The sequence below is a fragment of the Williamsia herbipolensis genome, from assembly GCF_000964005.1.
GTDB lineage: Bacteria > Actinomycetota > Actinomycetes > Mycobacteriales > Mycobacteriaceae > Williamsia_A > Williamsia_A herbipolensis.
The window spans coordinates 88,235-110,315 of the sequence record NZ_JXYP01000019.1 but is presented as its reverse complement, the minus strand read 5'-3'; the positions used below and the strand labels follow the sequence as shown (position 1 = coordinate 110,315).

The window sequence follows — 22,081 nt, the reverse complement described above, 5'->3', positions numbered from 1 at the left end:
CGGGTGACCGTGCACCCCATCGTGTTCGACTGCGACACCGGCATCGACGACTCCCTGGCGTTGCTGTACCTGCTGTCCCATCCCGACGCCGACCTCCTCGCCGTCCTCTCCACGGCCGGCAACGTGCCCGCGGACGTGGTGTGCGCCAACAACCTCGCCTGGCTCGAGCTGTGCGACCGCGACGACATCGAGGTCTGTCTCGGCGCGTCGGCGCCGTTGGTCGCGGAGCTGATGACGACCGAGGACACCCACGGTCCCCTGGGCATCGGCTACGCCGACCTGCCGCCCGCACCCCGTGCACCGTCGTCGCGATCGGCCGCCGACGCCTGGATCGAGATCACCGCGGAGCGCCCCGGCGAGGTCGTCGGACTGGTCACCGGGCCGCTGACCAACCTCGCGCTGGCCATCGAGCGCGACCCCGAACTGCCATCGCGTCTGCGACGACTCGTCGTGATGGGCGGAACGTTTCACCACCCCGGCAACACGACACCGACCTCGGAGTGGAACGTCGCCGTCGATCCCGAGGCCGCGCAACGGGTGTTCGCCGCCTTCGGACGCGACGGCGCACCTGCCCCCGTCATCTGTCCCCTCGACCTCACCGAGACGATCGTGATGACCCCCGATCACCTGGGTCGTCTGGCCGCGCAGGCGGGCAGCGCCCCGGTGGAACAACCCTCGGTGACCGACGAGCGTGGTCTGCGCTCGGTGGCCGACAACCGGGTGGTGCGTCACCTCGTCGACGCGATCCGGTTCTACTTCGAGTTCCACGCCGATCACGACGAGGGCTACATCGCCCACATGCACGACCCGTTCGCCGCCGCCGTCGCCCTCGACCCCACGGTGGCCACCACCCGCCCCGCCGTGGTCGACGTCGAACTCGTCGGCACCCTGACACGCGGCACCACCGTCGCCGACGAGCGCGGCATGTGGGGGCGGGATCCCAACGCCGCCATCGCGACCGCGACCGACCCCGATGGCTTCTTCGACGATCTGATCGATCGGATCGCCGGACTCGCCGCTCAGGTGCGCTGAGCAGGACGGGAGTGGACCGGGCGGGGGTGCGCGGCGTAGAACTCGAGATGTCGAGCCGCGGCGGTCTCCCAGGTCATCGACTGCGCGAGGGCGCGGCCCGCGTCGGCGCGGTCGGTGTCGGTGCGGTCGGGCTGGGAGGTGATCGCCTCGTCCAACTCCCGGGCCAGCTCCTCGACGGTGGCGGCGTATCCGACGGTGTCGCCGAACACCTCTCGGAGCACCGGCAGATCGCGGGTGACGACCGGACGACCGGCGGCGAGTGCCTCCATCGCGGCGAGTCCGAACCCCTCCTTCACCGACGGGAACGCGAACACCTCGGCCGAGGCGACGAGCGCGGGGAGTTCGTGCTCGTCGACAGTGCCCAGCACGACCGGTGCGACCGCGAGTTCGGCGCGACGTCGGTCGAACGCCTCGCGGTACTCGCGGTAATCGAAGAGCGTCTCACCGCCCGCGAACACCAGCGCGACGTCGGGGTGCGAGATCTGTAGCAGCGCATACGCTTCGAGGAGGTCGATGCTGCCCTTGCGGGGCTCGATGCCGCCGACGGCGAGGATGTGGCGGCCGAGTCGGTCGCGCCACCGATCGCGCCCGGCGGTGGCCGCGGGGGTGTCGGTCGCGGCTGCGGCGAACCGCTCGGCGTCGACGCCGTTGGCGATCACGGTCGGGTTTAGACCCCAGCCCGCGGTCACCTCCGCCGCCACCGCCGCCGACACGCAGATGTGGGCGTAGGGCTCCGCGATCGCCTTCTCGTGGCAGTCCGCGAGCACCGGGGTGGTGAAGGTGTCGAGGTGGTGCACGGTGCGGATGCACCGACCCACGGCGTTCGCGCTGATGCAGTCCTGGGCGTGCACGATGTCGTGGTCGTCGGGGGTGAAGGCGCGACGCATGGTGTCGATGGACCGGACGATCCGCTCGGTGACGGTCTCACCGTCGACGGTCGGGAAGTCGATGAGCCGCACGTGGACCCGTGGATCGACGGCGCGGAAGAAGCCGCGGTCGCCGGCGCGGGCCAAGGACCACACCGTCACCTGCGCGCCCGCGTCGACGAGCGCCTCGGCGAGGTTCAGGGTGTGGACGACCCCGCCGCGCGGCTTGGTGGAGTAGGTGACCAGGGCGATGTGCACGGGGCTCCTCCCTAGCTCGTGGGCAACGTCTGCGGCGCCGCAACCGGCCCCGCGACGGTCGGTGCCGCGGGAACGTAGGTGTCGGGTCGCCGTTCGGCGAGATGGTGCAACACCTTGCGCGCGCGGGTGATCTCGGTCTCGACATCCATCGTCACCGTGGCCATACCGCCCTTCGATCGGGTCGTGGCGAGGATCTCGCCACCGGGACCGACGATCTTCGCCTGGCCGAGGAACCGCAGCGACCCCATCACGCCGGTCTGGTTCGACGACACCAGGACAACCTGGTTCTCCGCCGCACGGGCGGCGTCGTAGAGATCGAACAGGCGCGACTGGCGGTCAGCGGGCAGCCGTGACGCGCGGTCGGTGACGCTCGCAGGCCACGCCGACAACGCGGCGATGACATGCGCCCCGTCGACGGCGACGGCACGGGCGGCCTCGGGGAAGGTCTTGTCGTAGTCGATGAGCATGCCCATCCGCCCGACGGGGGTGTCGAAGGCCGTGAACCGATCGCCGGCGGTGTAGGCGATCGACTCCCCCGCGGGTTGGTGCACCTTGCGATGGGTACCGAGGATGCCGTCGCCGCTGACACAGACCGCAGAGTTGTACCCGCTGCGTGCGGCGTCTGGTCCGTCGTCGGAGACCTCGGCGTACCCGACACACACGGTCATGTCGCCGGCCGCGGCGATGATCGCGGCGATCTCGGGTCCGTCGGTGGCGAGCACCGGCGGCAGTTCGGTGAGGTCGGGACTGCGCAGGTCACCGATGTACCCGCCCAGGCTGGCGTCGGGGAACACCAGGAGATCGACGCCGTCGCGGCGCGCGGACTCGATGATCCCGACCACCTTCGCGACACTGCGCTCGAGGTCGCGACCGAAGTGTGCGGCGACCGCACCGATGGTGATCGGCGCCATCAGCGCCCACCCGGGTGATCGGGGGTCACGCGCGACCCAGTCCGGTGACCCCCGAGTTCACCGCGGTCGTGGTCACACCGTCCGGCCAGCGCAGGCGCACACCGGGGGTCGCGGTCAGCCGTCCGCACACCGCGGTCTCGACATCCCTCGGCAGTCCCGTGGGCGCCGCGGTACCCGCGCGGTCGGCGGTGAGCATCGCGAATCCTGGGAAGCACGTCAGCCAGGATCCCATGTCGACCCCGCCCGGACGGGGAACGGCGGCGACGTCGATCTCCGCACCGGTCCCGCACGCCTCGGCCAGCATCCCGGTGGTGCCCGCGATCCCCGCCATGCTGACGTCCTTCGCCGCGCGCGGGGAGAGATCACGCACCATCGCGTTCATCGCGCGGAGGTCGTGCGGGGCGCGTGTGCTCGTCGAGTCCCATTGCCCGCCGTGGTATCCGGGTCGCCATCCGCCACTGACGTCGACGGTGACCCGGAGGTGGTCGCCGACATCGGCGCCGCCGGCCGGGACGGGTCGTCGGGTGGTGCCCAGTGCGGTCACCGACAGGGAGGCGGGCACCCCGAGCTGGGTGTGGCCCCCGAGGACCGGCACACCCCACGCGGAGGCGGCACCGGCCATACCCCGCACGATCCGGGTCAGTTGGGACCGTGTGGTGGCGCCGACGGCATCGAGGAGACCGGTCGGTGTGGCCCCCATAGCGGCGAGATCGTTGAGGTTGACCAACACCGAACACCAGCCGGCCCATTCGGGGTCGCGGTCCACCATCGACGGGAGGATGGCGTCGCAGGCGGCGACGATGTCGCTGCCGGGAACGGGTACGCCGTCGTCGCCGGTGAAACCGGCCGGACCCAGCCCGCCCGGTTGCTGTCGGAACGGTGCCAGGGCCTCGGCGAGGAACGACTTGGTCCGCTCGGCGACCCGCTCGATGCGCCGCGGATCCCACCGCATCCGGACGTGGGGTCGGCCGCCGATCTCGCAGACACCGACGTCATCCCAACCGAGGTGGGCGAACATCCGGCGGTGCGGTCGCTGCACGGTCGCCTCGAAACGCAGTACCCCGCGTTCGGAGGCATGTGCGCACGCCGCGCGCACCAGCGCCGGACCGATGCCGACGTCGTGGCGTGACCGGTCGACGACGAGGCGGCTCCCGGTCCACCACCCGATGTCGGCTGTGTCGATCCCTGATCTGTGGTCGATCCCCCACCCGTGCTGTGGCGCGAGGCGCACCCCGCCGACCACGGTTCCCTCGGGGGTGACGGCCACGAGCACGAGGGTGCGCGGGTCGTCGTCGACGTCGTCGATGTCGCTGCCCGAGAACACCTTCTGCTCGTCGACGAACGCCTCGCGGCGCATTTTTCGGTAGGCGTCGTGGTGCGCGGATGACGTCGCGGGGGTGATGAGGAAGCCGACCCGTGTGGCGTCGAGACCCCGCGGCAGCCCGGAGAGGATCGACATCTCGGCGGTCGGTGGACGCATGTCAGCCGCCGACGTTCGGCAGGATGCTGCACGCGCCGCAGGCGGCGCAGCCCGCGTTCTGGTCGGCGCCGCTCATCCCGGACAGGCGTAGGTGTTCGGCGACGCCCCGCGAGACCTTTTCCAGGACAGCGGCATCGGGTGCACGGGCGCCGTCGACGTCCACGGCGAGGGTGCCGGGATGCGGGCGGAACGGCACGACGAACGGGTAGACGCCGGCGTCGATGAGCTCGCGCGCCCCGGCGACCATCTCATCGGGGTCCTCGCCGAGACCGACGATCAGGTAGGTCGAGACCTGGTTGCGCCCGAAGACGCGCACCGCCTCCGCCCACGCCGCCCGGTATTCGGAGAGTGCGACGGTGGCCTTGCCCGGCATCCACCGCCGTCGGACGTCGTCGTCGAGCGACTCGACGTGGATGCCGATCGACCGGGCGCCGGCCTCGTGGAGTTCGGTGATGGTGCCGAGATCCGCGGGCGGCTCGCACTGCACCTGGATCGGGAGATCGGGTACCGCCGCACGCACCGCACGCACACACCGCGCGAGATGTCGGGCGCCGCGGTCGCTGCCGGCCGAGGTGCCGGTGGTCATCACCATCTGCCGCACACCGTCGAGCCGGACCGCGGCCTCGGCGACCTCGGCCAGCTCGTGCGGCTTCTTCACCGCGACCGTGGCCCCCGACCGCAGCGACTCCTCGATCGAGCAGAAGCGGCATCGTTGGTCCTCGCCGTAGCGGATGCAGGTCTGCACCACCGTGGTCGCCAGGACGTCCCGCCCGTGCAGCTTAGCCAGCTTCTCGTAGGCGACCCCGTCTGCGGTCTGCAGATCGTAGAACCGCGGACGGTCGACCGCCGAGACGTCCAGGCCGGTGTCCACGCCGTCGAGCAGCACCCTGTCCCCGTCGAACACGAACGGGCTCAACGGGTTGCGCGGGATCGCGGCACTGAGTCCGTCGATGACGAGATGTCCGTCGTCGCTGGGTCCGGCGCCGGGTGACCGGGTGACCGGGGCGTCGCCCCGGAATCCGAGCAGGGCGAGATCGACGCGCGTGGATACCGACATGTCCGTCTCCTAGACCATGTACGTCGAGTTGATGATGGCGCCCTTGCGTGCGTAATGGATGAGCGCGTCCTGCACGTCGAGGGGGTGGGCGGGGATGACACCCTCGATCAGGTCCTCCTCGCGCCCGCCGTGCAGCGCCAGACCGAAGCGGCAGCAGTAGACCGTCCCGCCCTCGGCGATGAACGTCTCCAGCGAGCCGTTGATGTTCTGCTCACCCGGGAAGCCGGAGTCGCCGGTGGTCGGGAACCCGCGTGTCGCCGAACAGTTCATGGCGCCGGGACCGTAGAAGTAGATGGCCGACTCGAACCCCTTGCGCAGTGCCCGGGTGGCCTGCAGGACGGCGACGAAGCTCACCGACGACTCGTGGGCGATGCCGTGTACGAGGGTGAAGTAGGTCTCCCCGTCCTCGGCCTGGTAGTCGGGGAACAGCTTCGTCGAGCCGTAGATGTTCGACCCCTTGGGAAGTGAGGGGTGCGGGATCTCGGCGAGAGACTTCGCGATGTTCTCGGCGATCTGGTCGTCGATCTCGGACATGGGTCCTCCTGGAGGTGAGGAGATGACGGAAGGTGTCATCTCTGCGGTTGTCCCGACTGGTTCGATGTCGAGTACATACGGGGGCCGTTTCCGGCTGGTTGTGCATGGAACAACGCGTTGTTACGCAATCGATCCCGCGTTGCGATCAGGTTTCGCCGATCGCCCCGGCGCCGACCGTCTCGGGCAGGGACGAGCGGCGCACCTTGCCGGCGGCGTTGCGTATCGGCGCACGGCGCACGGTGATCGGTCCGGTGGCGCAGTGCGCGGCGAGCTGCGCGCGGGTGAAGCTCTCGATGCTGTGTCGGCCGACCTGCGCGTCACCGATGTCGACCACCGCACACAGCCGCGATTCGCCGTCGGCCGTGCGCGACCCGTAGACCACGGCCTCGCGGACGGCCGGGTGTCCGACGATGCCCTGCTCCAGTCGGGCGGGATACAGGTCGGTGCCTGCGCAGGTCACCACATGCGTTCGGCGGTCCACGACGTGGAGCCACCCGCCCTCGTCGACCACACCGATGTCGCCGAGGGTGTCCCATCCCTGTTCGTCGCGGTGGGAGTCGGCCCCGAGGTAGCGGTAGCGCGATCCCCCGGATCGACGCATCCAGATCTCGCCGATCTCGCCCGTGTCGGCGCGACTGCCGTCGTCGCGTCGGATGCACAGCTCGGTGTCGCCGAGCGGCCGTCCGACACTGCCGGGATGGCGCAGCCAGTCGACGCCGTCGATCATGGTGATGCCGTTGGACTCGCTGCCGGCGTAGATCTCCACCACCCGCTGCGGACCCACCAGGTCGATGAGCGCGCGCTTGTCGGCCTCGGGACAGGGTGCGCCCAGGTGGAGGACGGTCTCGAGCGAGTCGAGATCGGCGCCCGACCGCCGGGCGGCGTCGGACCGGAAGAGGCGATGGATCTGGCTGGGAGTGAGCATCATCCACGTCACCCCGTGCTCGGCGACGATCGCCGGCAGGGTGGCGACGTCGAGCGGGTCGGCGAGGACCAGGCTGTGGTCGGTCATCACGCCGCGCAGGGCGTAGGTGAAGGTCGCCGAGTGCCACATCGGTCCGGTCACCAGTGCGACCGCCGATCGTGGCAGGAACGCAGGGGTCGCGGCGTCGGGATCGAAACGTGCGGGCGCGGTCGCCTGCACCACCTTCGGGGTCCCGGTGCTCCCCGAGGACGTCGGAGCCTTCCAGCTCGCAGCCCACCGATCCTCGACCCGACCGTCCGGCACCGACGTCGGCGGGACGGCGCAGGTCGGCCACCACGGGACGGTGTCGTCGACCGGTGGCGCGCCGACGACGAGCGCGGGCCGCGCAACGGCCTCCACGGCGGATCGTTCGGCCGGTCGCAGGTCGGGTGCGAGGGGCTGCGGTGTCGCCCCGCACTTCCAGATCGCCGCACACGTCACGACGAACTCGACCGAGGTGGGCAGGGCGACGGTGACGAGGTCGTCGGTGCCGACGCCGAGCCCCGCGAAGACCCGCGACAGACGATTGCTGCGCCGGTCGAGCTCGGATGCCGTCACACGCTCGCCGGTGTGGTGGTCGGTGATCAGCACGCGATCGGGATGATCGGCGGCGCGATCGGAGATCAGTCGGCCGATGGACTTCTCCGTCATCGCGTCCTCCCTGTCGTCCGGGTTCTGGCCGTCATCGTCCGCGCTGGCCGGTCACCGACCGACCGCCAGGCGTAGCGGTCCACCGCGACCGGCCGTCCGGTCGGCGATGACGTCGGCGACGTGGCCGGCGTCGCGATCGATGCCGAGGAACCGCCCCGAACCCCACGTGTGCATCCACGGCAGTCCGATGAAGCTGAGGCCGTCGACGGCGGTGATCCCACGCGTCTGCATGGGTCGCCCGCCGCCGTCGAAGGCGCTGGCCTCGATCCACCGGTAGTCGGGCCGGTACCCGATGGCCCAGATGATGGTGGTGACGCCGGCGGCGGCGAGATCGAGTTCGGTGGGATCGGCGTCGGGCTCCCAGACGGGCGTGTAGCGAGACGGCGGTGGGGCATCGACGCCGGTGCGGTCGATGTGGGCGTCGATGTCGCGACAGATGGAGTTGTAGACGGCGTCGGCGGCGTCGAGCGATGCGGTGAGCGTGGGTGCGAAGCGCAGCGTGCTCCCCTGACCGTCGACGAGGGTGCCGTAGAGCCCCATACCCTCGCGCGCGAAGGCGCGCAGGTCGACGTCGCGGCCTCCGTCGCGACCGGTGACGTAGTGGTTGGTCTTCTCCCGCGCCGCGGCGCCACCCGGGTACTGCCGGGCCGGGACGTCGTAGAGGCCCATGTCGGCCAGCCAGGTCATGGCGTCACGGCCGCGGTAGAAGCGCGCGACCCGGGGTGCGTTGCCGATCGCGAGGTGGACCTCGCGGCCCTCGAGGTGGAGGTCCTCGGCGATCTGCGCACCGGACTGACCCGACCCGACGACCAGGACCGCGCCGGGCGGTAGTTCGCCGGCGTTGCGGTACTCCTCGGAATGCATCTGGTGCACAGCGGTATCGATCGATCCGGCGAAGGGCGGGACCACTGGGATCGGGTAGCCGCCGGTCGCGATCACCACCTCCTCGCACGACAGTGTGGTGATCTCGCCCGCCGACTCCAGTGTCAGCTCGAAACCACCGTCGGCTCCGTGCGCCAACCGCGTCACCCGGGTGTGGGTGATCAAGGGCGGTGCGAAGGTCTCCAGCCATCCGGCGAGCCAGTCGACGACCTCGTCGCGGGTCATGAACCCGTCGGGGTCGGTGCCGTCGTAGGCGTATCCCGGTAGCCGGCAGTGCCAGTTCGGGGTGACCAGGGTGAAGTTGTCCCAGCGGGTGTCGGCCCACTGGTGCATCGGCGTCTGCGCCTCGATGACGACGTGGTCGACGCCGCGGTCGGAGAGATGCCAACTGACCGAGAGGCCGGCCTGTCCGCCGCCGATGATCGCGACGGGGATCTGCTCGGGTGGTTGCCGCGGATCGCGCTCGACGCGGGCGGCGGTCGTCATGACACACCCTGCGATCGACGGCCGGCGGTATCCGGGGTGTCGAGCGGGGGGTGCATCTGCGCGACCGTGACGACCGCGTCACCGGCGAAACGCGCTGAGCGGGAGACGATCTGCTCGCTGGTCGCCATCGCCGAGGTGCAGGCGAAACCGTACTTGGCCCGCACCCGTTCGGAGGCGGTGTCCAACGCCGAGACCGATCGGCTCACGAAGTCGTCGACGGTGTAGCTCGCACCGTCGGTCAGGTGATCGTGCATCACCAGGCTCGGTGAGTAGCAGCGGTCGACGCTGCCGTCGGGCCAGCGGACATCGAAGGTCATCTCAGGCACGGGCCAGTTCCTTCCATGCCGCGGTGTGGTCGGTGTCGGTGAGTGCGCCGTACACGTCGGGGCGCCGGTCGCGCAGGTGGAACATCCCGCCGCGCATCGCGCGGAAGGTCTCGTCGATGTCGACCTCGGCGACGGCCATCCCGCTGCCGAGGAGGGTGGTGGCGAGGATGTTGCCGCCGGGGTCGACGACCTTGGCGTTGCCGACGTAGCGCAGCGAACCGAACGTCCCGGACTGGTTCGAGGCGATCCAGAAGACCTGGTTGTCCAGGGCGCGGGCCTGGTCGAAGAGGTTGAACCGATGGGTCCAGCGGTCGTCCTGCAGGTTCTCCGCGGTGGCAGTGCGGGCGGCCGGCCACGCCGACAGGCTCGCGATGATCTCCGCGCCGTCGAGGGCCATGGTGCGTGCGGCCTCGGGAAATGCCTTGTCGTAACAGATCTGGAGCCCCACCCGCCCGATCGGGGTGTCGAAGACCCCGTAGTGGTCGCCGGCGGAGTACGACATGTTCTCCCCCAGCGGCTGATGCACCTTGCGGTAGCTGCCGTACACCTGTGTGCCGTCGAGCACGGCGGCCGCGTTGTAGCGGACCTCGCCGGTGCCGTCGGGTGCGGACCCGAGTTCGCAGAAGCCGATCGCGACGACCATGTCGCCGACGATCTGCCGGACCCGGCGGATCTCCGGGCCGTCGAGGGTGATGGCCGGCGGCAGGGACCGGGCGGTGTTCTTCACCGTGTCACCGTGGTTGCCCAGCGAGGAGAGATAGCCGCCGATCGCGGCCTCGGGGAACACGAGGAAATCGACGCCCCGCTCCCGCGCCTGGGCGACCATCGTCTCGATGAGGGAGTAGTTCTGGTCGAGGTCGCGGGTGAAATTCGCGGACACTCCTGCGATGGTCGTCATGATGGTTCCTCGTCGTGGGTTGGATCCGAGTGGATCTGGTCCGGGTCTCGATCTCGGAATCCAGTACACGGGTGAGGAATTGCGTGGTGGTTGCGCCCAGAACAACGCCGCGCTGCCTGGTGCTCACAGCCGTAATGTCGCCGAAACGTACGCGTCCGGCGCCCAGAGCGGGCCCGGTCAGCCGCGGTCGTCGAAGGCGGTGACGATCTCCAGCGCGGCCAGCGCAGGGGTCAACGACCCGTCGCGCACCTGCGCCTCGACGCGGGCACGGGTGGCGCGCACCGTGGGATCGGTCCCGAGACGGTGCATGAGCGCGTCGGTGACCATCGCCCACATCCAGTCGACCTGCTGTTGGGCCCGCCGCGACTCGAACCGGCCCGCGTCGGCCAACACCTCGCGGTGACGGCAGACGGTGTCCCAGAACTCCCGCACGCCGGTGTTCTCCAGTGCGCTCATCGTGAGGACCGGCGGGAGCCACAGCGCATCGTGCGGGTAGAGGAGCCGCAGTGCCCCACCGAGTTCCCGCGCCGCCGACCGTGCCTCACGTTCGTGCTTGCCGTCGGCCTTGTTGACCACCACGATGTCGGCGAGTTCGAGGACGCCCTTCTTGATGCCCTGCAGCGAGTCCCCGGTGCGCGCGAGGGTCAGGAAACAGAAGCTGTCGACCATGTTCGCGACGGTGACCTCGGACTGCCCCACCCCGACCGTCTCGACGAGGACGACGTCGAAACCGGCCGCCTCGAGCAGGACGATCGTCTCCCGCGTCGCCTTGGCGACACCGCCGAGCGTGCCCGAGGTCGGCGACGGCCGGATGTAGGCCTGCGGGTGCACCGACAGCTGTCCCATCCGGGTCTTGTCGCCGAGGATGGAGCCACCGGTACGGGTCGACGACGGGTCGACGGCGAGCACCGCGACCTTGTGCCCCTGCTCGATGAGATACATGCCGAGCGCCTCGATCGTCGTCGACTTGCCGACGCCGGGAACGCCCGTGATCCCGACGCGGTACGAGCGGCCGGCATCGGGCGTCAGCTCCAGCAGCAGTTCCTGCGCGAGCGCACGGTGGTCGGCGCGGGTCGACTCCACCAGGGTGATGGCCCGGGCGAGCTGCGGACGACGATCGGCCCGGATGTCGTCGGCGAGCGTCGCGGGATCGATGGGTACGGGAGGCATCAGCGCGGCGGGGGGCCGTCCCGGTCGGTCATCCGGCGGCCGCCGCACCCGGCAGGTCGAGACCGAGCTGAGCGGCGAGCTTGGTGACCAGTTCGACCGCGCTGTCGGCGATCACGGTGCCGGGCGGGAAGATCGCCGTCGCACCGGCCGCGTACAACTCGTCGAAGTCGCCGGGCGGGATGACGCCGCCGACGACGATCATGATGTCCTCGCGACCGACCGCGGCGAGCGCGGACCGCAGCGCCGGGACGAGTGTCAGGTGTCCCGCGGCGAGCGAGCTGACCCCGACGACATGGACGTCGTTGTCGGCGGCCTGCCGGGCCACCTCGTCCGGCGTCTGGAACAGCGGGCCCACGTCGACGTCGAAGCCGAGGTCGGCGAACGCGGTGGCGATCACCTTCTGACCACGGTCGTGGCCGTCCTGGCCCATCTTCGCGATCAGCACACGGGGGCGTCGGCCCTCGGCCTCGGCGAACTCGCTCACGATGGCGATCGCGGCATCGATGTTGCTCACCTGCCCGGCCTCATGTCGGTACACCCCGCTGATGGTCTTGATCTCCGCCTGGTGCCGACCGTAGACCTTCTCCAACGCCTCGGAGATCTCGCCCACCGTCGCCTTGTGCCGCGCCGCCTCGATGGCCAGCGCCATGAGGTTGTTCTCGGCGCCTCCGTCGGTGCCGGGCCCACCCTCGGTCGACGTGCCAGTCGCCTCGGCGGCGCGGGTCAGGTTCGCCAGGGCCGCGGTGACGGCGTCGGAGTCCCGCGACGCCCGCAGCGACGCCAGCTTCTCGAGCTGCTCGGCGCGGACGCGGCTGTTCTCGACCTTGAGGACCTCGACCTCCTGATCGGAGTCGACGGCGTACTTGTTGATGCCGATCACGGGCTGACGGCCCGAGTCGATCCGCGCCTGGGTGCGGGCGGCGGCCTCTTCGATACGCAGCTTCGGGATGCCCTCGTCGATGGCCTGGGCCATGCCGCCGGCCTCCTCGACCTCGGCGATGTGCGCGCGGGCCCGCTCGGCGAGTCGGTGGGTGAGCCATTCGAGGTAGTACGAGCCGCCCCACGGGTCGATGGGACGGGTGGTGCCGGATTCCTGCTGCAGCAGCAGCTGGGTGTTGCGCGCGATTCGTGCGGAGAAGTCGGTCGGGAGCGCCAGCGCCTCGTCCAGTGCGTTGGTGTGCAGCGACTGGGTGTGGCCCTGCGTGGCCGCCATCGCCTCGATACACGTCCGCGCGACGTTGTTGAACGGGTCCTGCGCGGTGAGCGACCACCCCGAGGTCTGCGAATGTGTGCGCAGTGACCGCGATTTCGGGTTCTTCGGCTCGAACTGGGCGACCAGTTCGCTCCAGATGAGCCTGGCGGCACGGAGTTTGGCGACCTCCATGAAGAAGTTCATGCCGATGCCCCAGAAGAACGACAGGCGCGGGGCGAAGGTGTCGATGTCCATGCCCGCGGCGAGTCCGGCCCGGATGTACTCCACCCCGTCGGCGAGGGTGTAGGCGAGCTCGAGATCGGCTGTGGCCCCGGCCTCCTGGATGTGGTAGCCCGAGATGGAGATCGAGTTGTACTTCGGCATCCGCTCGCTGGTGTAGGCGAAGATGTCGGAGATGATCCGCATGGAGGGCTTCGGCGGATAGATGTAGGTGTTGCGGACCATGAACTCTTTGAGGATGTCGTTCTGGATGGTCCCCGCCAGCTTCTCCGGCGCCACCCCCTGCTCCTGCGCCGCGGCGACGTAGAGCGCGAGGATCGGCAGCACGGCGCCGTTCATGGTCATCGACACCGACACCGAGCCGAGGTCGATCCCGTCGAACAGCTCACGCATGTCGAGGATCGAGTCGATCGCGACCCCGGCCATGCCGACGTCGCCCTCCACGCGTGGGTGGTCGGAGTCGTAGCCGCGGTGGGTGGCGAGGTCGAACGCGACCGACAGACCCTTCTGGCCGGCGGCGAGGTTGCGTCGGTAGAACGCGTTGGACTCCGCGGCGGTGGAGAACCCGGCGTACTGGCGGATCGTCCACGGCTGGTTGACGTACATCGTCGGGTACGGCCCGCGCAGGAACGGTGCGGTGCCGGGATAGGTGTCGATCGGGAAGCCCTCGGCGACGGCCTCGTCGCGGTCGGTGCGTCCGTACACCGGGCGTACGTCGATGCCCTCGGGGGTCGACCACGTCACCTGCTCGACGGTGTATCCGTTGGCCGCGGCGCCGGATTCGGCGAGCGCGTCGAGGTCGCCGCGCCCGACCTCGGCGGCATCGGACGCTACCGCGCCGGGGTCGACGAGGGAGATCTCGGCGAAGCTGCCGATGCCGGGTCGGGTCTTTTGTGCTGTGTCGGGTGAGGTCGTCATGCGGGGGCTCCCTGCGATGTGAGCATGTCGAGCAGGTCGGTGAGGACGGCCACCGCGTCGACCCCGAGGGTCAGGTGGCCGTCGGGACCGAGCGACTCGTCGTCGGCGGCCGCGGTGCCGGCGAGGGCTTGTCGGGGCCCGGCCAGCAGCACCCGGGTCACCCCGGCCGACCGCAGTGAGGCGATCGCGTCGAGTGCCTCGGTGGCGTAGCGCTTGTCGGTGCCGCAGACGACGGCGACCGTCGCCCCGGCCGACCGTGCCGCCTCGGCGAGATCGTCGGTGGGTCCGGGGTCCATGGCCGCGATGCCGCCCGCGGCCATGAGGTTCGCGGCGAACGTGGTGCGCGCGTTGTACTCCGCCACGGTGCCCAGCGGTGCGAGGAACACCGACGGGCGCTCGCCGGTGGCGGCGAGGTGGGCGTCGGACCGGTCGCGCAACTGCTCGAAGGCCTCGCCGTAGCGGGCCGCGGTGGGGGCGACGCGGTCGGCCGGAAGCGGCTTCTCGGCGAGGTTCGGGAACTCGGTCACGCCGGTCACGGCGAAGCGGCGGTGGGCGATGTCGTCGTCGCGCCGCGCGCGTGTCGCGGCGATCTCCTCGGCCAGCGATCCGGAGTCGAGCGCCGCGGTGTACCCGCCGGCCGCGTCGATCCGCTGCAGCACCTCCCAGGCCGCCTGCGCCATCCGATCGGTGAGGTCCTCGACGAACCACGATCCGGCCGCGGGGTCGAGTACCCGCCCCAGGTGTGATTCCTCGAGCAGCAGCAGTTGGGTGTTGCGGGCCATGCGTTCGGCGAAGGTGCGTGAGACCCCGAGGGCGTCGGGGGGCAGGGCGGCGTCGAACGGGAGCACCGTCACCTGGTCGGCGCCGCCGACACCGGCTCCGAACGCACCGAGCGTGGTGCGCAGGAGGTTCACCCACGGGTCGCGCTGGGTCATCATCGCCGACGACGTGACGCCGTGCTGGGGGGCGCCGCCGTGCTCGGGTGCCCCGACGACCTGCGCCACGCGCGCCCACACGCGGCGGGCCGCACGGAACTTGGCGATCGTCTCGAACTGGGCGTCGGTGGCGGCGATGCGGAAGGAGATCTGGTCGAGGGCGTCGGCGACCGTCATCCCGCTCTCGGTGGCCAGTCGCAGGTACTCGATCCCGGCGGCCACCGCTGCACCGATCTCCTGTGCCTCCGACGCGCCGGCGTCGTGGAACACCGTGCCGTCGACGCAGATCGCCCGGATCGGTTCGGCACGCGCGGCCGCGGCGGCCGCCAGGGACAGGGTGTCGGGGACCGACGCGGCGTCGGTCCCGACGAACCGCGCGGTCAGCGGGTCGGCCCCGAGGCCGATGTGGGTGGTCGTCGGGTCGGCACCGTCGGGTCGGGCGTCGAGCAGGGCGAACAGCGCCGAACCGACCGCCGCGGTGTCGGCGCCGGCGCGCACGGTCAGCGGCGCGAGGTCGAGGAGCACCCCGTCGAGGGCGCGGGTGAGATCGGCGGCGGGATCATCGGTGCTCGGGCTCCACCACAGCGCGCTGACCCCGGTGGTCAGTCCGTCGAGGATGGCCGTGTTGACCTCGGCGGGGTCGGTTCCCGCGCCTCCGTAGACGGCGGTGACGTGCCAGCCGCGCGTGACGTCGCGGGCGGCGTCCCGACCGCGGACGAAAGGGAACCGGCCGGGCAGGGTGGGCTCGGGTGTCTCGGTGGAGGGATCGTAGAGCGGGTCGACGAGAATGTCGTCGTAGGTGGTGGTGGCCAGCAGTGCCGACGCCGGCTGGGTGATCTCCGACGGATCGACGCGACGTGCCTTCGCCAGTACCCCGGCGACGGCCTGCTCCCAGGCGGCGCGGGCGGCGTCCGGGGCGTCGGCGGTCGATGACGCCTGATCTCCTGAGCTCTGAACCACGTGTGGAACTCCTCGTCCCCGGTCGATCCCCGGTGGGTGTGATCGTAGCGGCGGTCGGTCACCGTGCGGTGGCGTCGGCCGTGGTCGACGCCACCGCACGGTGAGGTGGCCTCCTGTGTATTTACCGCATCCGCCGGTGAGACGGCGGTCACACCCGTGTGAACGCTCGGTCGGGAGGTCGCGGCGAGGTGACGGGTACGGTGAAACACCGTGGTCGGAGCTCTTCGCCGGTGGTGGCGACTCGGTGCGGTGGGTGTGGTCTTCGTCGCTGCCGCGATCACCGCGACTGTCGTCGGTCTGCCCGATGTCGATCAGTTCCGTCAGTGGTCGTCGTCCATCGGACCCGGTTTCGTCATCCTCTTCCTCGTCGTCCACGCCGTCGTCTGCGTGGCGCCGATCCCGCGGACGATCTTCACCCTGGCCTCCGGCGTCCTGTTCGGTCCGGTGCTCGGCCTCGCTGTCGCCGTCGTCGCCAGCACCGCGAGCGCGACCGGGGCATTCCTGCTGGTCCGGGCACTCGGTCGAGAGACGGTCGCCGCGCGCCTCACCCACCCGGCCGTGACCGCGGTCAATACGCGCCTCGAACGCCGCGGATGGTTGGCCGTCGGGTCGTTGCGGATGATCGCACCTGTGCCGTTCTCGATCATCAACTACTGCGCCGGGTTGTCGGCGGTACGGCTGCTCCCCTTCGTGGCCGCGACGGTGGTCGGCATCCTGCCCGGCACCGTGTCGATCGTGATCCTCGGCAGCGTGATCGGTGGTGGTGCGAATCCGTGGGGTCTCTTTGTGTCTGTGGCCGGCGTCTGCCTGGGACTGGTGGGTATGGCGCTCGACGCGCGACTGCCGGTCGCGACACCAGACAAGCCCGAACCCTTGTCCAACGATAATCAAGCCTCAGGGATTGACGACAAGACGGCGACACCACGTCCGTAAAGCTTCAAGGCTTGACATGGCCTGGTCAACTACGCAGACTTGACGCATGTTCGTGATGACCGTCGACCAGCGACGAAGCCGCCGCGAGCGCGACCGTGTGCCCGATCTGCTGGCGCGGTTCACCGACACACCCGTGGTCCGCTCATTCGATCGCACCGCCGGTGACGAGGTCCAGGCCGTGATCGCCGAGGCCTCCACGGTCGTCGACATCACCCTCGTGCTCGCAGAACTCGGCACCTGGAGCATCGGCATCGGCGCCGGCGCCGTCGAGGAACCGTTGCCCGACGTCACCCGCGCCGGTCGGGGCCCGGCCTTCGAGGCGGCGCGCGAGGCGGTGACCCTCGCCAAGCACGCGCCGGGGTCGGTGTGTGTACGCGGACCCGACAGCGACACCGCTGCCGACGCGGCCGCCGTGCTCAGCCTTCTCGCCGTCCTCGTCGCACGTCGATCGCCGGAGGGTCGTGCGGCGGTCGAGCAGATGCGGGCCGGTCGATCGCAGAGCGAGGCCGCCGACGCGCTCGCCGTGAGCAAACAGGCGGTGTCACAACGCCTCGCGGTCGCCGGATGGCAGGCAGAGGCAGCCGGTCGGCGCACCGCGATCCGCCTCGTCGAGCGCGTCGATCCCCGACGGGATGTCGCGTCGTGATCGGCCTGGTCATCGCGGCCCTCGTGGTCTCGACCCTCGCCCCGGTCCCCCAGCTCCTCGGTCTCCGATCTCTCGTCGCGCGACGCATCGCCGTCGGCCTCGGCGTCATCGGGGTGATCGTCGCCGCGATCGCGGCCGCGCAGACCGACCCGGCCACCGGGTTCGCGCGCGGGATGGTTCTCGTGCTGGGCGTGACGGCGGCGGCAACCGGTGCCGTGGCCCTCGTGCCCCTGCTGTTCGACATCGTGCGGGCAGAGGACGACCGACAACCGGACCCCGATCCCGATCGCCCGGACCTCGACGACACCGATCCCGACAGCACCGACCCCGACGACAGCGTCCCCGCCTCGACGACCGTGACGACCCCGCTGCGCGGTGGACGCCTCATCGGGGTTCTCGAGCGCACGGCCGTCGCCGCCGCGGTCCTCACCGGGTGGCCCGAGGGGATCGCCGTCGTCCTCGCGGTCAAGGGACTCGCACGCTACCCGGAGATCCGGGCCGCGCACGCCGGTGAGCAGTTCATCATCGGCACATTCGGATCGGTCCTGTGGGCGCTGGCCGTCGCCGGCACCGCGCACCTCGCCCTGTACTGACATCAGGCATGGCCGATCGGCGTGGGACACAACGGATTACCCTGTCCACCATGACCTCTCGCGCACGGCTCGTCCTGGCGCTCGTCGTGACGACCCTCGCGGCGTCGGTTCCCGCGGCCGCCGCGTCGGCGGCCCCGACGACATCGACATCGACGACATCCACACCGACGACATCCCTGCCCATGACGTCCACACCCGGGGCGGGCGCCATCGTGGCACCCGTCGTCGACCGTCTGCTGCTCGCCGATGCGGTGGCGCGGTCGAAATGGGTGACCCACAGCGCGATCGACGACCCGGCGCGTGAACGGGCCGTCATCGACGCAGCGGTGGCGGGCGCGTCGCCCGCAACGGCAGATCGGGTACGCGCGGTGGTCCGCGATCAGATCGAGGCGAGCAAGACGGTGCAACGGGGACTCTTCGCCGGGTGGCGTGCGGCCCCGTGGACCGCGCCGCGTGCCGACACGGACCTGTCGTCAACCCGCCGACGGATCAGTGACCTGACGACCGACATCGTCGCCCGCGTCGTCGGTCACGACCCGCGCGACCCGGCATGCCTGGCCGACGTGGCGTCGGCGACGTTGCGCACCGTCGCCGAGCGTGCTCTGACGCCGCTGCAGACCGTGGCGTCGGTGCAGGCCGAACGGTCGCTGTGCGCGCTATGACCCGGTGCCGGGACCGATCTCGTCCTGGTCGGCATCGGGGTAGCCACGATCGCGGCCCCCGAGCACGGTCTCCGGTGCGTTCGACTGCGAGCGCGACGTGAGTGGTTCGGCGACCGGCTTGCGGGCCACCGCCTCGGCCTCGGCGACGGCCTGCGCCACCTTCGGGTCCGACGCGAGGTCGAACCAGTCCTCGACGTCGGAGTCGTCGACCACCGGCGCCTCGTCGGTGTCCGACGACTCGTAGCGGAACACGCCGTCGTCGCCCTGCGCGCCGAACGATTTGGCGAAACCCTGCAGCGCGGAACCGAAGTCCGACGGCACGACCCACACCGAGTTGCCCTCGCCCGCAGCCATCTCCGGCAACTTCTGCAGGTACTGGTAGGCCAGCAGTTCCGGGGTCGGCTTGCCCGCCTTGATCGCGGCGAACACCTTCTCGATCGACTTCGCCTCACCCTGGGCGTACAGGTACTGGGCGGCGCGCTCGCCCTGCGCGCTGAGGATCCGCGACTGACGATCCGCCTCGGCGGCGAGGATGGCGGCCTGCTTGGCGCCCTCGGCCGAGAGGATCTGGCTCTGCTTGTTGCCCTCCGCGGTCTTGATCGAGGACTCCCGTTGGCCCTCCGCGGTCAGGATCATCGCGCGCTTCTCACGGTCGGCCTTCATCTGCTTCTCCATCGACTCCTGGATCGACGGCGGCGGCATGATGCTCTTGAGCTCCACGCGGGCGACCCGCAGGCCCCAGCGTCCGGTGGCCTCGTCGAGCACTCCGCGCAGCTGCGCGTTGATCGAGTCACGTGAGGTCAGCGTCTCCTCGAGCGTCATGCCACCGACGACGTTGCGCAGGGTCGTGGTCGCGAGCTGCTCGACGCCGATGATGTAGTTGTTGATCTCGTAGACCGCCGACTGGGGAACGGTCACCTGGAAGTAGACGACCGTGTCGATCGACAGGGTCAGGTTGTCCTCGGTGATCACCGGCTGCGGCGGGAACGACACCACCTGCTCACGCAGATCCACTCGGGCCCGGATCCGGTCGACGAACGGCACCAGCAGCGTGAGCTGACCCGACACCGTCTTGGTGTACCGACCGAGTCGCTCGATCACCGCCGCCTCGGCCTGCGGGATGAGGGCAACCGACCGGAAGAGGATGACGAATGCCAGCAGAACCAGCACCACCACGACCACGAGTCCGACAACCATTGCGCACCTAGCCTTTCCAGACGACCGCGGTCGCCCCGTCGATCTGCATGACCATGACGTCCTGGCCGGATTCGAACACGTCTGATTCGTGGAGCGCACGCGCCGACCACACCGAACCGTCGAGCTTCACCTGACCGCCGTGCCCGTCGACGGTGGCGACCACCGTCGCCGTCTTCCCCTGCAACGCCTCGGCATTGGTGGCCAACATCGGTCGCCGCATCAGGTGCCTCTTCGCCACGGGACGCACCGCGCCGAGCAGCAGGACCGACACCCCCGCGAACACGATGCCGTCGACCACCAGCGGCAGGTCGAACAGCGCCACGCCCGACGCCGCGAGGGCGCCGCCGGCGAGCATCAGCAGCACCAGCTCACCGCTCAGCGCTTCGGCACCGACCAGGATCAGTGCCGCGGCCAACCACAGGAGCGCGGACATGACCCCATACTGCCAGAACGCTCGTACGAGCCGCCGGATCGCAGATCCGCCCCCTGTCCGCCGGAGGTGCGATCTACTCGGGGATCGCGGTGACGAAGTCGATGAGCTCCTCGACGCTGCGTAGCAACTCCACCCGGACGTCGCGGAAGTCACGGACCGCGGCGTAGACCCGACGCCACCCGTCCTGCGGTGTCCCCCAACCCAGTCGGGCGCAGACACCGGCTTTCCACTCCTCCGACCGTGGCACCGACGGCCATGACTCGATGCGCAGGCGTTCGGGTTTGACCGCCTCCCACACGTCGATGAACGGGTGACCGCACACCAGCACATGCGGTCCGACGCTCCGGGTGAGTCGGCTCTCCTTGGAGTGCGCGACGAGGTGGTCGACGAGCACCCCGGCACGGCGGTGCGGTGCCGGACCGAACTCGGCGAGGACCTCCTCGAGGTTGTCGAGACCGTCGAGGCTGACCACGACGATCCCCTCGGCGCGCAGGTCGTCGCCCCAGATCCGTTCGACCAGGGCCGCGTCGTGCACACCCTCGACGAACAGGCGACTCGCCCGGGCGGTGCGGGCCCGCTGTGTGGGGGCGGCGACAGAGCCCGACGCCGTCCGCGCCCGGGTGGTCGGCGCCGCGACCGTCGGGCGGGTGAGCGTGACCGGGGCGCCGTCGATGAGGAAGGCCGCGGGCCACATGCCGAACAAGCGGGTCCGCCCACCGCGGTCCTCGAGGCGCACGTGGTCGACGTCGTTGCCGCGTTCGATGCCGACGACGGCCCCGCAGAAGCCGGTCGCCGCGTCCTCCACGACGAGGTCCCTCTCGGCGGCCACGGTGGGGGCGGCCGGCCGGCGACTCCGTCCCCCGGCGAGGACGTCGGACCCGTAGCGGTCCCCGGAAGCGTTGCTGTGCACGGGGTCGACGCTAGATTTCGCCGCCCCGGAATGGGTCGTGCCACGCCGGGAGCGGGCCGTATCCGGGCGCGGCTTCGGCGCGACCGGTGTCGCCGCCGAGCGCTATCGTGGCGGGGATGACCGACACCACCCACGATCCCCGGGTCGGCAGCCTGCGGGCGCTGACCGGCCTCGCCACGTCCGGCGCCCTGTGGCGCCGCGGCCGCCGCTCCCCCGACGACATCGTCGACACCCTGGCCGACGTCGCCCCCGGTCACCGGGTCGCCGCTGCCGATGCCGACGCGGCGGCCACCATCGGCGTGGGAGCGGCCGAGTCGGGCACCGGGGCCCTCCTGCGGGCGATCCGTACCGCCGATCGCATCCGCCTGCTCATGCCGGCGGCCGGCGACACGTGTGGGATCACCGCCCCCGATGCCCTGGCGGTGGCCCTCGAGGCGCGCGCGGTCCTGGTCCTGTGGACCGGTGTCGGCGACGAGGCCGTCGGCATCGTCGTGCGGGCGGTGGCGCCCGGGTCGCTGTCGTGGACCGCGCACCATCTCGGCGAGGTGCGCAGCGGCCCCGTGGAGAGTCTCGGAGACGTCGAATACGAGCTGCGGCAGGCGGTTCGCGACGCGGCGGAACTGTTCGCGACCCTCGACACCATCGACCCGGGGTCACGGTCGGCGAGCGATCTGCGGACCCGTCTGACGACGCTCGTCGACGTCGACCGGGTGGAACTGCCCCCGGAGGCGGGTGACCGCATCATGCGCGTGATGGACCAGGCGACCCAGGTCGCGGCCATCGTCACCCTCGTCGGCGAGCGCACGCCCGCGGTGGGCATGACCGCGGGCAGTCAGGAGAGCGTGGACGCCGCCCTCGAACGCCTGCGGTCGCTGACCCGGGTGGCCCGGATGACCGCGGTCAACACGATCATCGCGGAGCTGGAGCGCTCACCGCACTGACGTGTC

At 70.6% G+C, this 22,081-nt stretch carries 21 protein-coding genes; 6 read left to right on the top strand and 15 right to left on the bottom strand.

Going from position 1 to position 22,081, the window contains the following annotated elements; all coding sequences use genetic code 11:
* Nucleotides 1–3 precede the first annotated feature (3 nt).
* Nucleotides 4–1,032 (top strand): nucleoside hydrolase, encoded by a 1,029-nt coding sequence (locus TU34_RS10090; protein WP_052688849.1) that lies wholly within the window; start codon nucleotides 4–6, stop codon nucleotides 1,030–1,032.
* Here the strand turns inward: TU34_RS10090 and TU34_RS10085 are convergent.
* From TU34_RS10085 to TU34_RS10030, 12 genes are all read right to left on the bottom strand, one after another.
* Nucleotides 1,020–2,156, bottom strand: coding sequence for an MSMEG_0565 family glycosyltransferase (locus TU34_RS10085; protein WP_045822738.1), 1,137 nt, complete (start codon nucleotides 2,154–2,156; stop codon nucleotides 1,020–1,022). The genes TU34_RS10090 and TU34_RS10085 overlap by 13 nt on opposite strands.
* An 11-nt stretch (nucleotides 2,157–2,167) precedes the next feature.
* On the bottom strand, nucleotides 2,168–3,067 hold the full coding sequence (locus tag TU34_RS10080; protein WP_045822737.1) for a carbon-nitrogen hydrolase family protein: 900 nt from the start codon (nucleotides 3,065–3,067) through the stop codon (nucleotides 2,168–2,170).
* A 25-nt stretch (nucleotides 3,068–3,092) separates the two neighbouring features.
* Nucleotides 3,093–4,547, bottom strand: coding sequence for an MSMEG_0567/sll0787 family protein (locus tag TU34_RS10075; protein ID WP_052688848.1), 1,455 nt, complete (start codon nucleotides 4,545–4,547; stop codon nucleotides 3,093–3,095).
* Between the two features lies 1 nt (nucleotide 4,548).
* A complete protein-coding gene (locus TU34_RS10070; protein ID WP_045822736.1) occupies nucleotides 4,549–5,604 on the bottom strand; it encodes an MSMEG_0568 family radical SAM protein in 1,056 nt (351 codons plus the stop codon).
* 9 nt (nucleotides 5,605–5,613) lie between these two features.
* Nucleotides 5,614–6,138 carry an MSMEG_0572/Sll0783 family nitrogen starvation response protein gene (locus TU34_RS10065; RefSeq protein ID WP_045822735.1) on the bottom strand — a complete coding sequence of 175 codons (525 nt, stop codon included), beginning with the start codon at nucleotides 6,136–6,138 and terminating at the stop codon, nucleotides 5,614–5,616.
* Nucleotides 6,139–6,283: 145 nt separating this feature from the next.
* On the bottom strand, nucleotides 6,284–7,753 hold the full coding sequence (locus TU34_RS10060) for an AMP-binding protein (RefSeq protein ID WP_045822734.1): 1,470 nt from the start codon (nucleotides 7,751–7,753) through the stop codon (nucleotides 6,284–6,286).
* A 51-nt stretch (nucleotides 7,754–7,804) separates the two neighbouring features.
* Nucleotides 7,805–9,121 (bottom strand): MSMEG_0569 family flavin-dependent oxidoreductase, encoded by a 1,317-nt coding sequence (locus TU34_RS10055; protein ID WP_045822733.1) that lies wholly within the window; start codon nucleotides 9,119–9,121, stop codon nucleotides 7,805–7,807.
* Nucleotides 9,118–9,447: an MSMEG_0570 family nitrogen starvation response protein gene (locus tag TU34_RS10050; protein WP_045822732.1), complete on the bottom strand. Its 330-nt coding sequence runs from the start codon at nucleotides 9,445–9,447 to the stop codon at nucleotides 9,118–9,120. The genes TU34_RS10055 and TU34_RS10050 overlap by 4 nt, the downstream gene beginning before the upstream one ends.
* Nucleotides 9,440–10,345: a carbon-nitrogen hydrolase family protein gene (locus TU34_RS10045; protein WP_045822731.1), complete on the bottom strand. Its 906-nt coding sequence runs from the start codon at nucleotides 10,343–10,345 to the stop codon at nucleotides 9,440–9,442. The genes TU34_RS10050 and TU34_RS10045 overlap by 8 nt, the downstream gene beginning before the upstream one ends.
* Before the next feature lie 177 nt (nucleotides 10,346–10,522).
* The gene (gene meaB / locus TU34_RS10040; RefSeq protein WP_045822730.1) at nucleotides 10,523–11,515 is read right to left on the bottom strand and encodes a methylmalonyl Co-A mutase-associated GTPase MeaB; all 993 of its coding nucleotides are present in this window, start codon (nucleotides 11,513–11,515) and stop codon (nucleotides 10,523–10,525) included.
* A gap of 28 nt (nucleotides 11,516–11,543) precedes the next feature.
* Complete coding sequence (gene scpA / locus TU34_RS10035; RefSeq protein ID WP_045822729.1) at nucleotides 11,544–13,865, bottom strand: methylmalonyl-CoA mutase; 2,322 nt, start codon at nucleotides 13,863–13,865, stop codon at nucleotides 11,544–11,546.
* Nucleotides 13,862–15,760 (bottom strand): methylmalonyl-CoA mutase family protein, encoded by a 1,899-nt coding sequence (locus TU34_RS10030; RefSeq protein WP_045822728.1) that lies wholly within the window; start codon nucleotides 15,758–15,760, stop codon nucleotides 13,862–13,864. The genes scpA and TU34_RS10030 overlap by 4 nt, the downstream gene beginning before the upstream one ends.
* 210 nt (nucleotides 15,761–15,970) lie before the next feature.
* Between TU34_RS10030 and TU34_RS10025 the strand changes: the two genes are divergently transcribed.
* From TU34_RS10025 to aroQ, 4 genes are read left to right on the top strand one after another with little or no spacing between them, the layout of a single operon-like run.
* On the top strand, nucleotides 15,971–16,693 hold the full coding sequence (locus tag TU34_RS10025) for a TVP38/TMEM64 family protein (protein WP_045822727.1): 723 nt from the start codon (nucleotides 15,971–15,973) through the stop codon (nucleotides 16,691–16,693).
* Nucleotides 16,694–16,739: 46 nt separating this feature from the next.
* Nucleotides 16,740–17,339, top strand: a complete 600-nt coding sequence (locus tag TU34_RS10020; protein WP_045822726.1) for a hypothetical protein — start codon at nucleotides 16,740–16,742, stop codon at nucleotides 17,337–17,339.
* Nucleotides 17,336–17,932 (top strand): hypothetical protein, encoded by a 597-nt coding sequence (locus tag TU34_RS22680; protein WP_045822725.1) that lies wholly within the window; start codon nucleotides 17,336–17,338, stop codon nucleotides 17,930–17,932. The genes TU34_RS10020 and TU34_RS22680 overlap by 4 nt, the downstream gene beginning before the upstream one ends.
* Nucleotides 17,933–17,982: 50 nt before the next feature.
* Nucleotides 17,983–18,594 (top strand): gamma subclass chorismate mutase AroQ, encoded by a 612-nt coding sequence (gene aroQ, locus TU34_RS10010; protein ID WP_052688847.1) that lies wholly within the window; start codon nucleotides 17,983–17,985, stop codon nucleotides 18,592–18,594.
* Here aroQ and TU34_RS10005 read toward each other — a convergent pair.
* The 3 genes from TU34_RS10005 to TU34_RS09995 all read right to left on the bottom strand — a co-directional run bounded on the left by TU34_RS10005 (nucleotide 18,589) and on the right by TU34_RS09995 (nucleotide 21,134).
* Nucleotides 18,589–19,791 carry an SPFH domain-containing protein gene (locus tag TU34_RS10005; RefSeq protein ID WP_045822724.1) on the bottom strand — a complete coding sequence of 401 codons (1,203 nt, stop codon included), beginning with the start codon at nucleotides 19,789–19,791 and terminating at the stop codon, nucleotides 18,589–18,591. The two genes, aroQ and TU34_RS10005, sit on opposite strands and share 6 nt — an antisense overlap.
* Before the next feature lie 7 nt (nucleotides 19,792–19,798).
* Nucleotides 19,799–20,224 (bottom strand): NfeD family protein, encoded by a 426-nt coding sequence (locus TU34_RS10000; RefSeq protein WP_045822723.1) that lies wholly within the window; start codon nucleotides 20,222–20,224, stop codon nucleotides 19,799–19,801.
* A 73-nt stretch (nucleotides 20,225–20,297) separates the two neighbouring features.
* Entirely contained in the window at nucleotides 20,298–21,134 is an 837-nt protein-coding gene (locus tag TU34_RS09995; protein ID WP_045822722.1) for a DUF3097 domain-containing protein, read from the bottom strand.
* A 116-nt stretch (nucleotides 21,135–21,250) separates the two neighbouring features.
* On the opposite strand from TU34_RS09995, the gene TU34_RS22335 reads away from it, so the two are divergent.
* A complete protein-coding gene (locus tag TU34_RS22335; RefSeq protein ID WP_052688846.1) occupies nucleotides 21,251–22,075 on the top strand; it encodes a hypothetical protein in 825 nt (274 codons plus the stop codon).
* The last annotated feature ends 6 nt before the right edge of the window (nucleotides 22,076–22,081 follow it).

Excerpts from the sequence above, each read along its gene's own strand:
- aroQ (WP_052688847.1), top strand. The coding sequence starts at position 17,983 with ATGACCTCTCGCGCACGGCTCGTCCTGGCGCTCGTCGTGACGACCCTC.
- scpA (WP_045822729.1), bottom strand. The coding sequence starts at position 13,865 with ATGACGACCTCACCCGACACAGCACAAAAGACCCGACCCGGCATCGGC.
- TU34_RS10065 (WP_045822735.1), bottom strand. The coding sequence starts at position 6,138 with ATGTCCGAGATCGACGACCAGATCGCCGAGAACATCGCGAAGTCTCTC.
- TU34_RS10060 (WP_045822734.1), bottom strand. The coding sequence starts at position 7,753 with ATGACGGAGAAGTCCATCGGCCGACTGATCTCCGATCGCGCCGCCGAT.
- TU34_RS22335 (WP_052688846.1), top strand. The coding sequence starts at position 21,251 with ATGACCGACACCACCCACGATCCCCGGGTCGGCAGCCTGCGGGCGCTG.
- TU34_RS10075 (WP_052688848.1), bottom strand. The coding sequence starts at position 4,547 with ATGCGTCCACCGACCGCCGAGATGTCGATCCTCTCCGGGCTGCCGCGG.
- TU34_RS10070 (WP_045822736.1), bottom strand. The coding sequence starts at position 5,604 with ATGTCGGTATCCACGCGCGTCGATCTCGCCCTGCTCGGATTCCGGGGC.
- TU34_RS10020 (WP_045822726.1), top strand. The coding sequence starts at position 16,740 with ATGTTCGTGATGACCGTCGACCAGCGACGAAGCCGCCGCGAGCGCGAC.
- meaB (WP_045822730.1), bottom strand. The coding sequence starts at position 11,515 with ATGCCTCCCGTACCCATCGATCCCGCGACGCTCGCCGACGACATCCGG.
- TU34_RS10055 (WP_045822733.1), bottom strand. The coding sequence starts at position 9,121 with ATGACGACCGCCGCCCGCGTCGAGCGCGATCCGCGGCAACCACCCGAG.
- TU34_RS10005 (WP_045822724.1), bottom strand. The coding sequence starts at position 19,791 with ATGGTTGTCGGACTCGTGGTCGTGGTGGTGCTGGTTCTGCTGGCATTC.
- TU34_RS10045 (WP_045822731.1), bottom strand. The coding sequence starts at position 10,345 with ATGACGACCATCGCAGGAGTGTCCGCGAATTTCACCCGCGACCTCGAC.
- TU34_RS10080 (WP_045822737.1), bottom strand. The coding sequence starts at position 3,067 with ATGGCGCCGATCACCATCGGTGCGGTCGCCGCACACTTCGGTCGCGAC.
- TU34_RS10000 (WP_045822723.1), bottom strand. The coding sequence starts at position 20,224 with ATGTCCGCGCTCCTGTGGTTGGCCGCGGCACTGATCCTGGTCGGTGCC.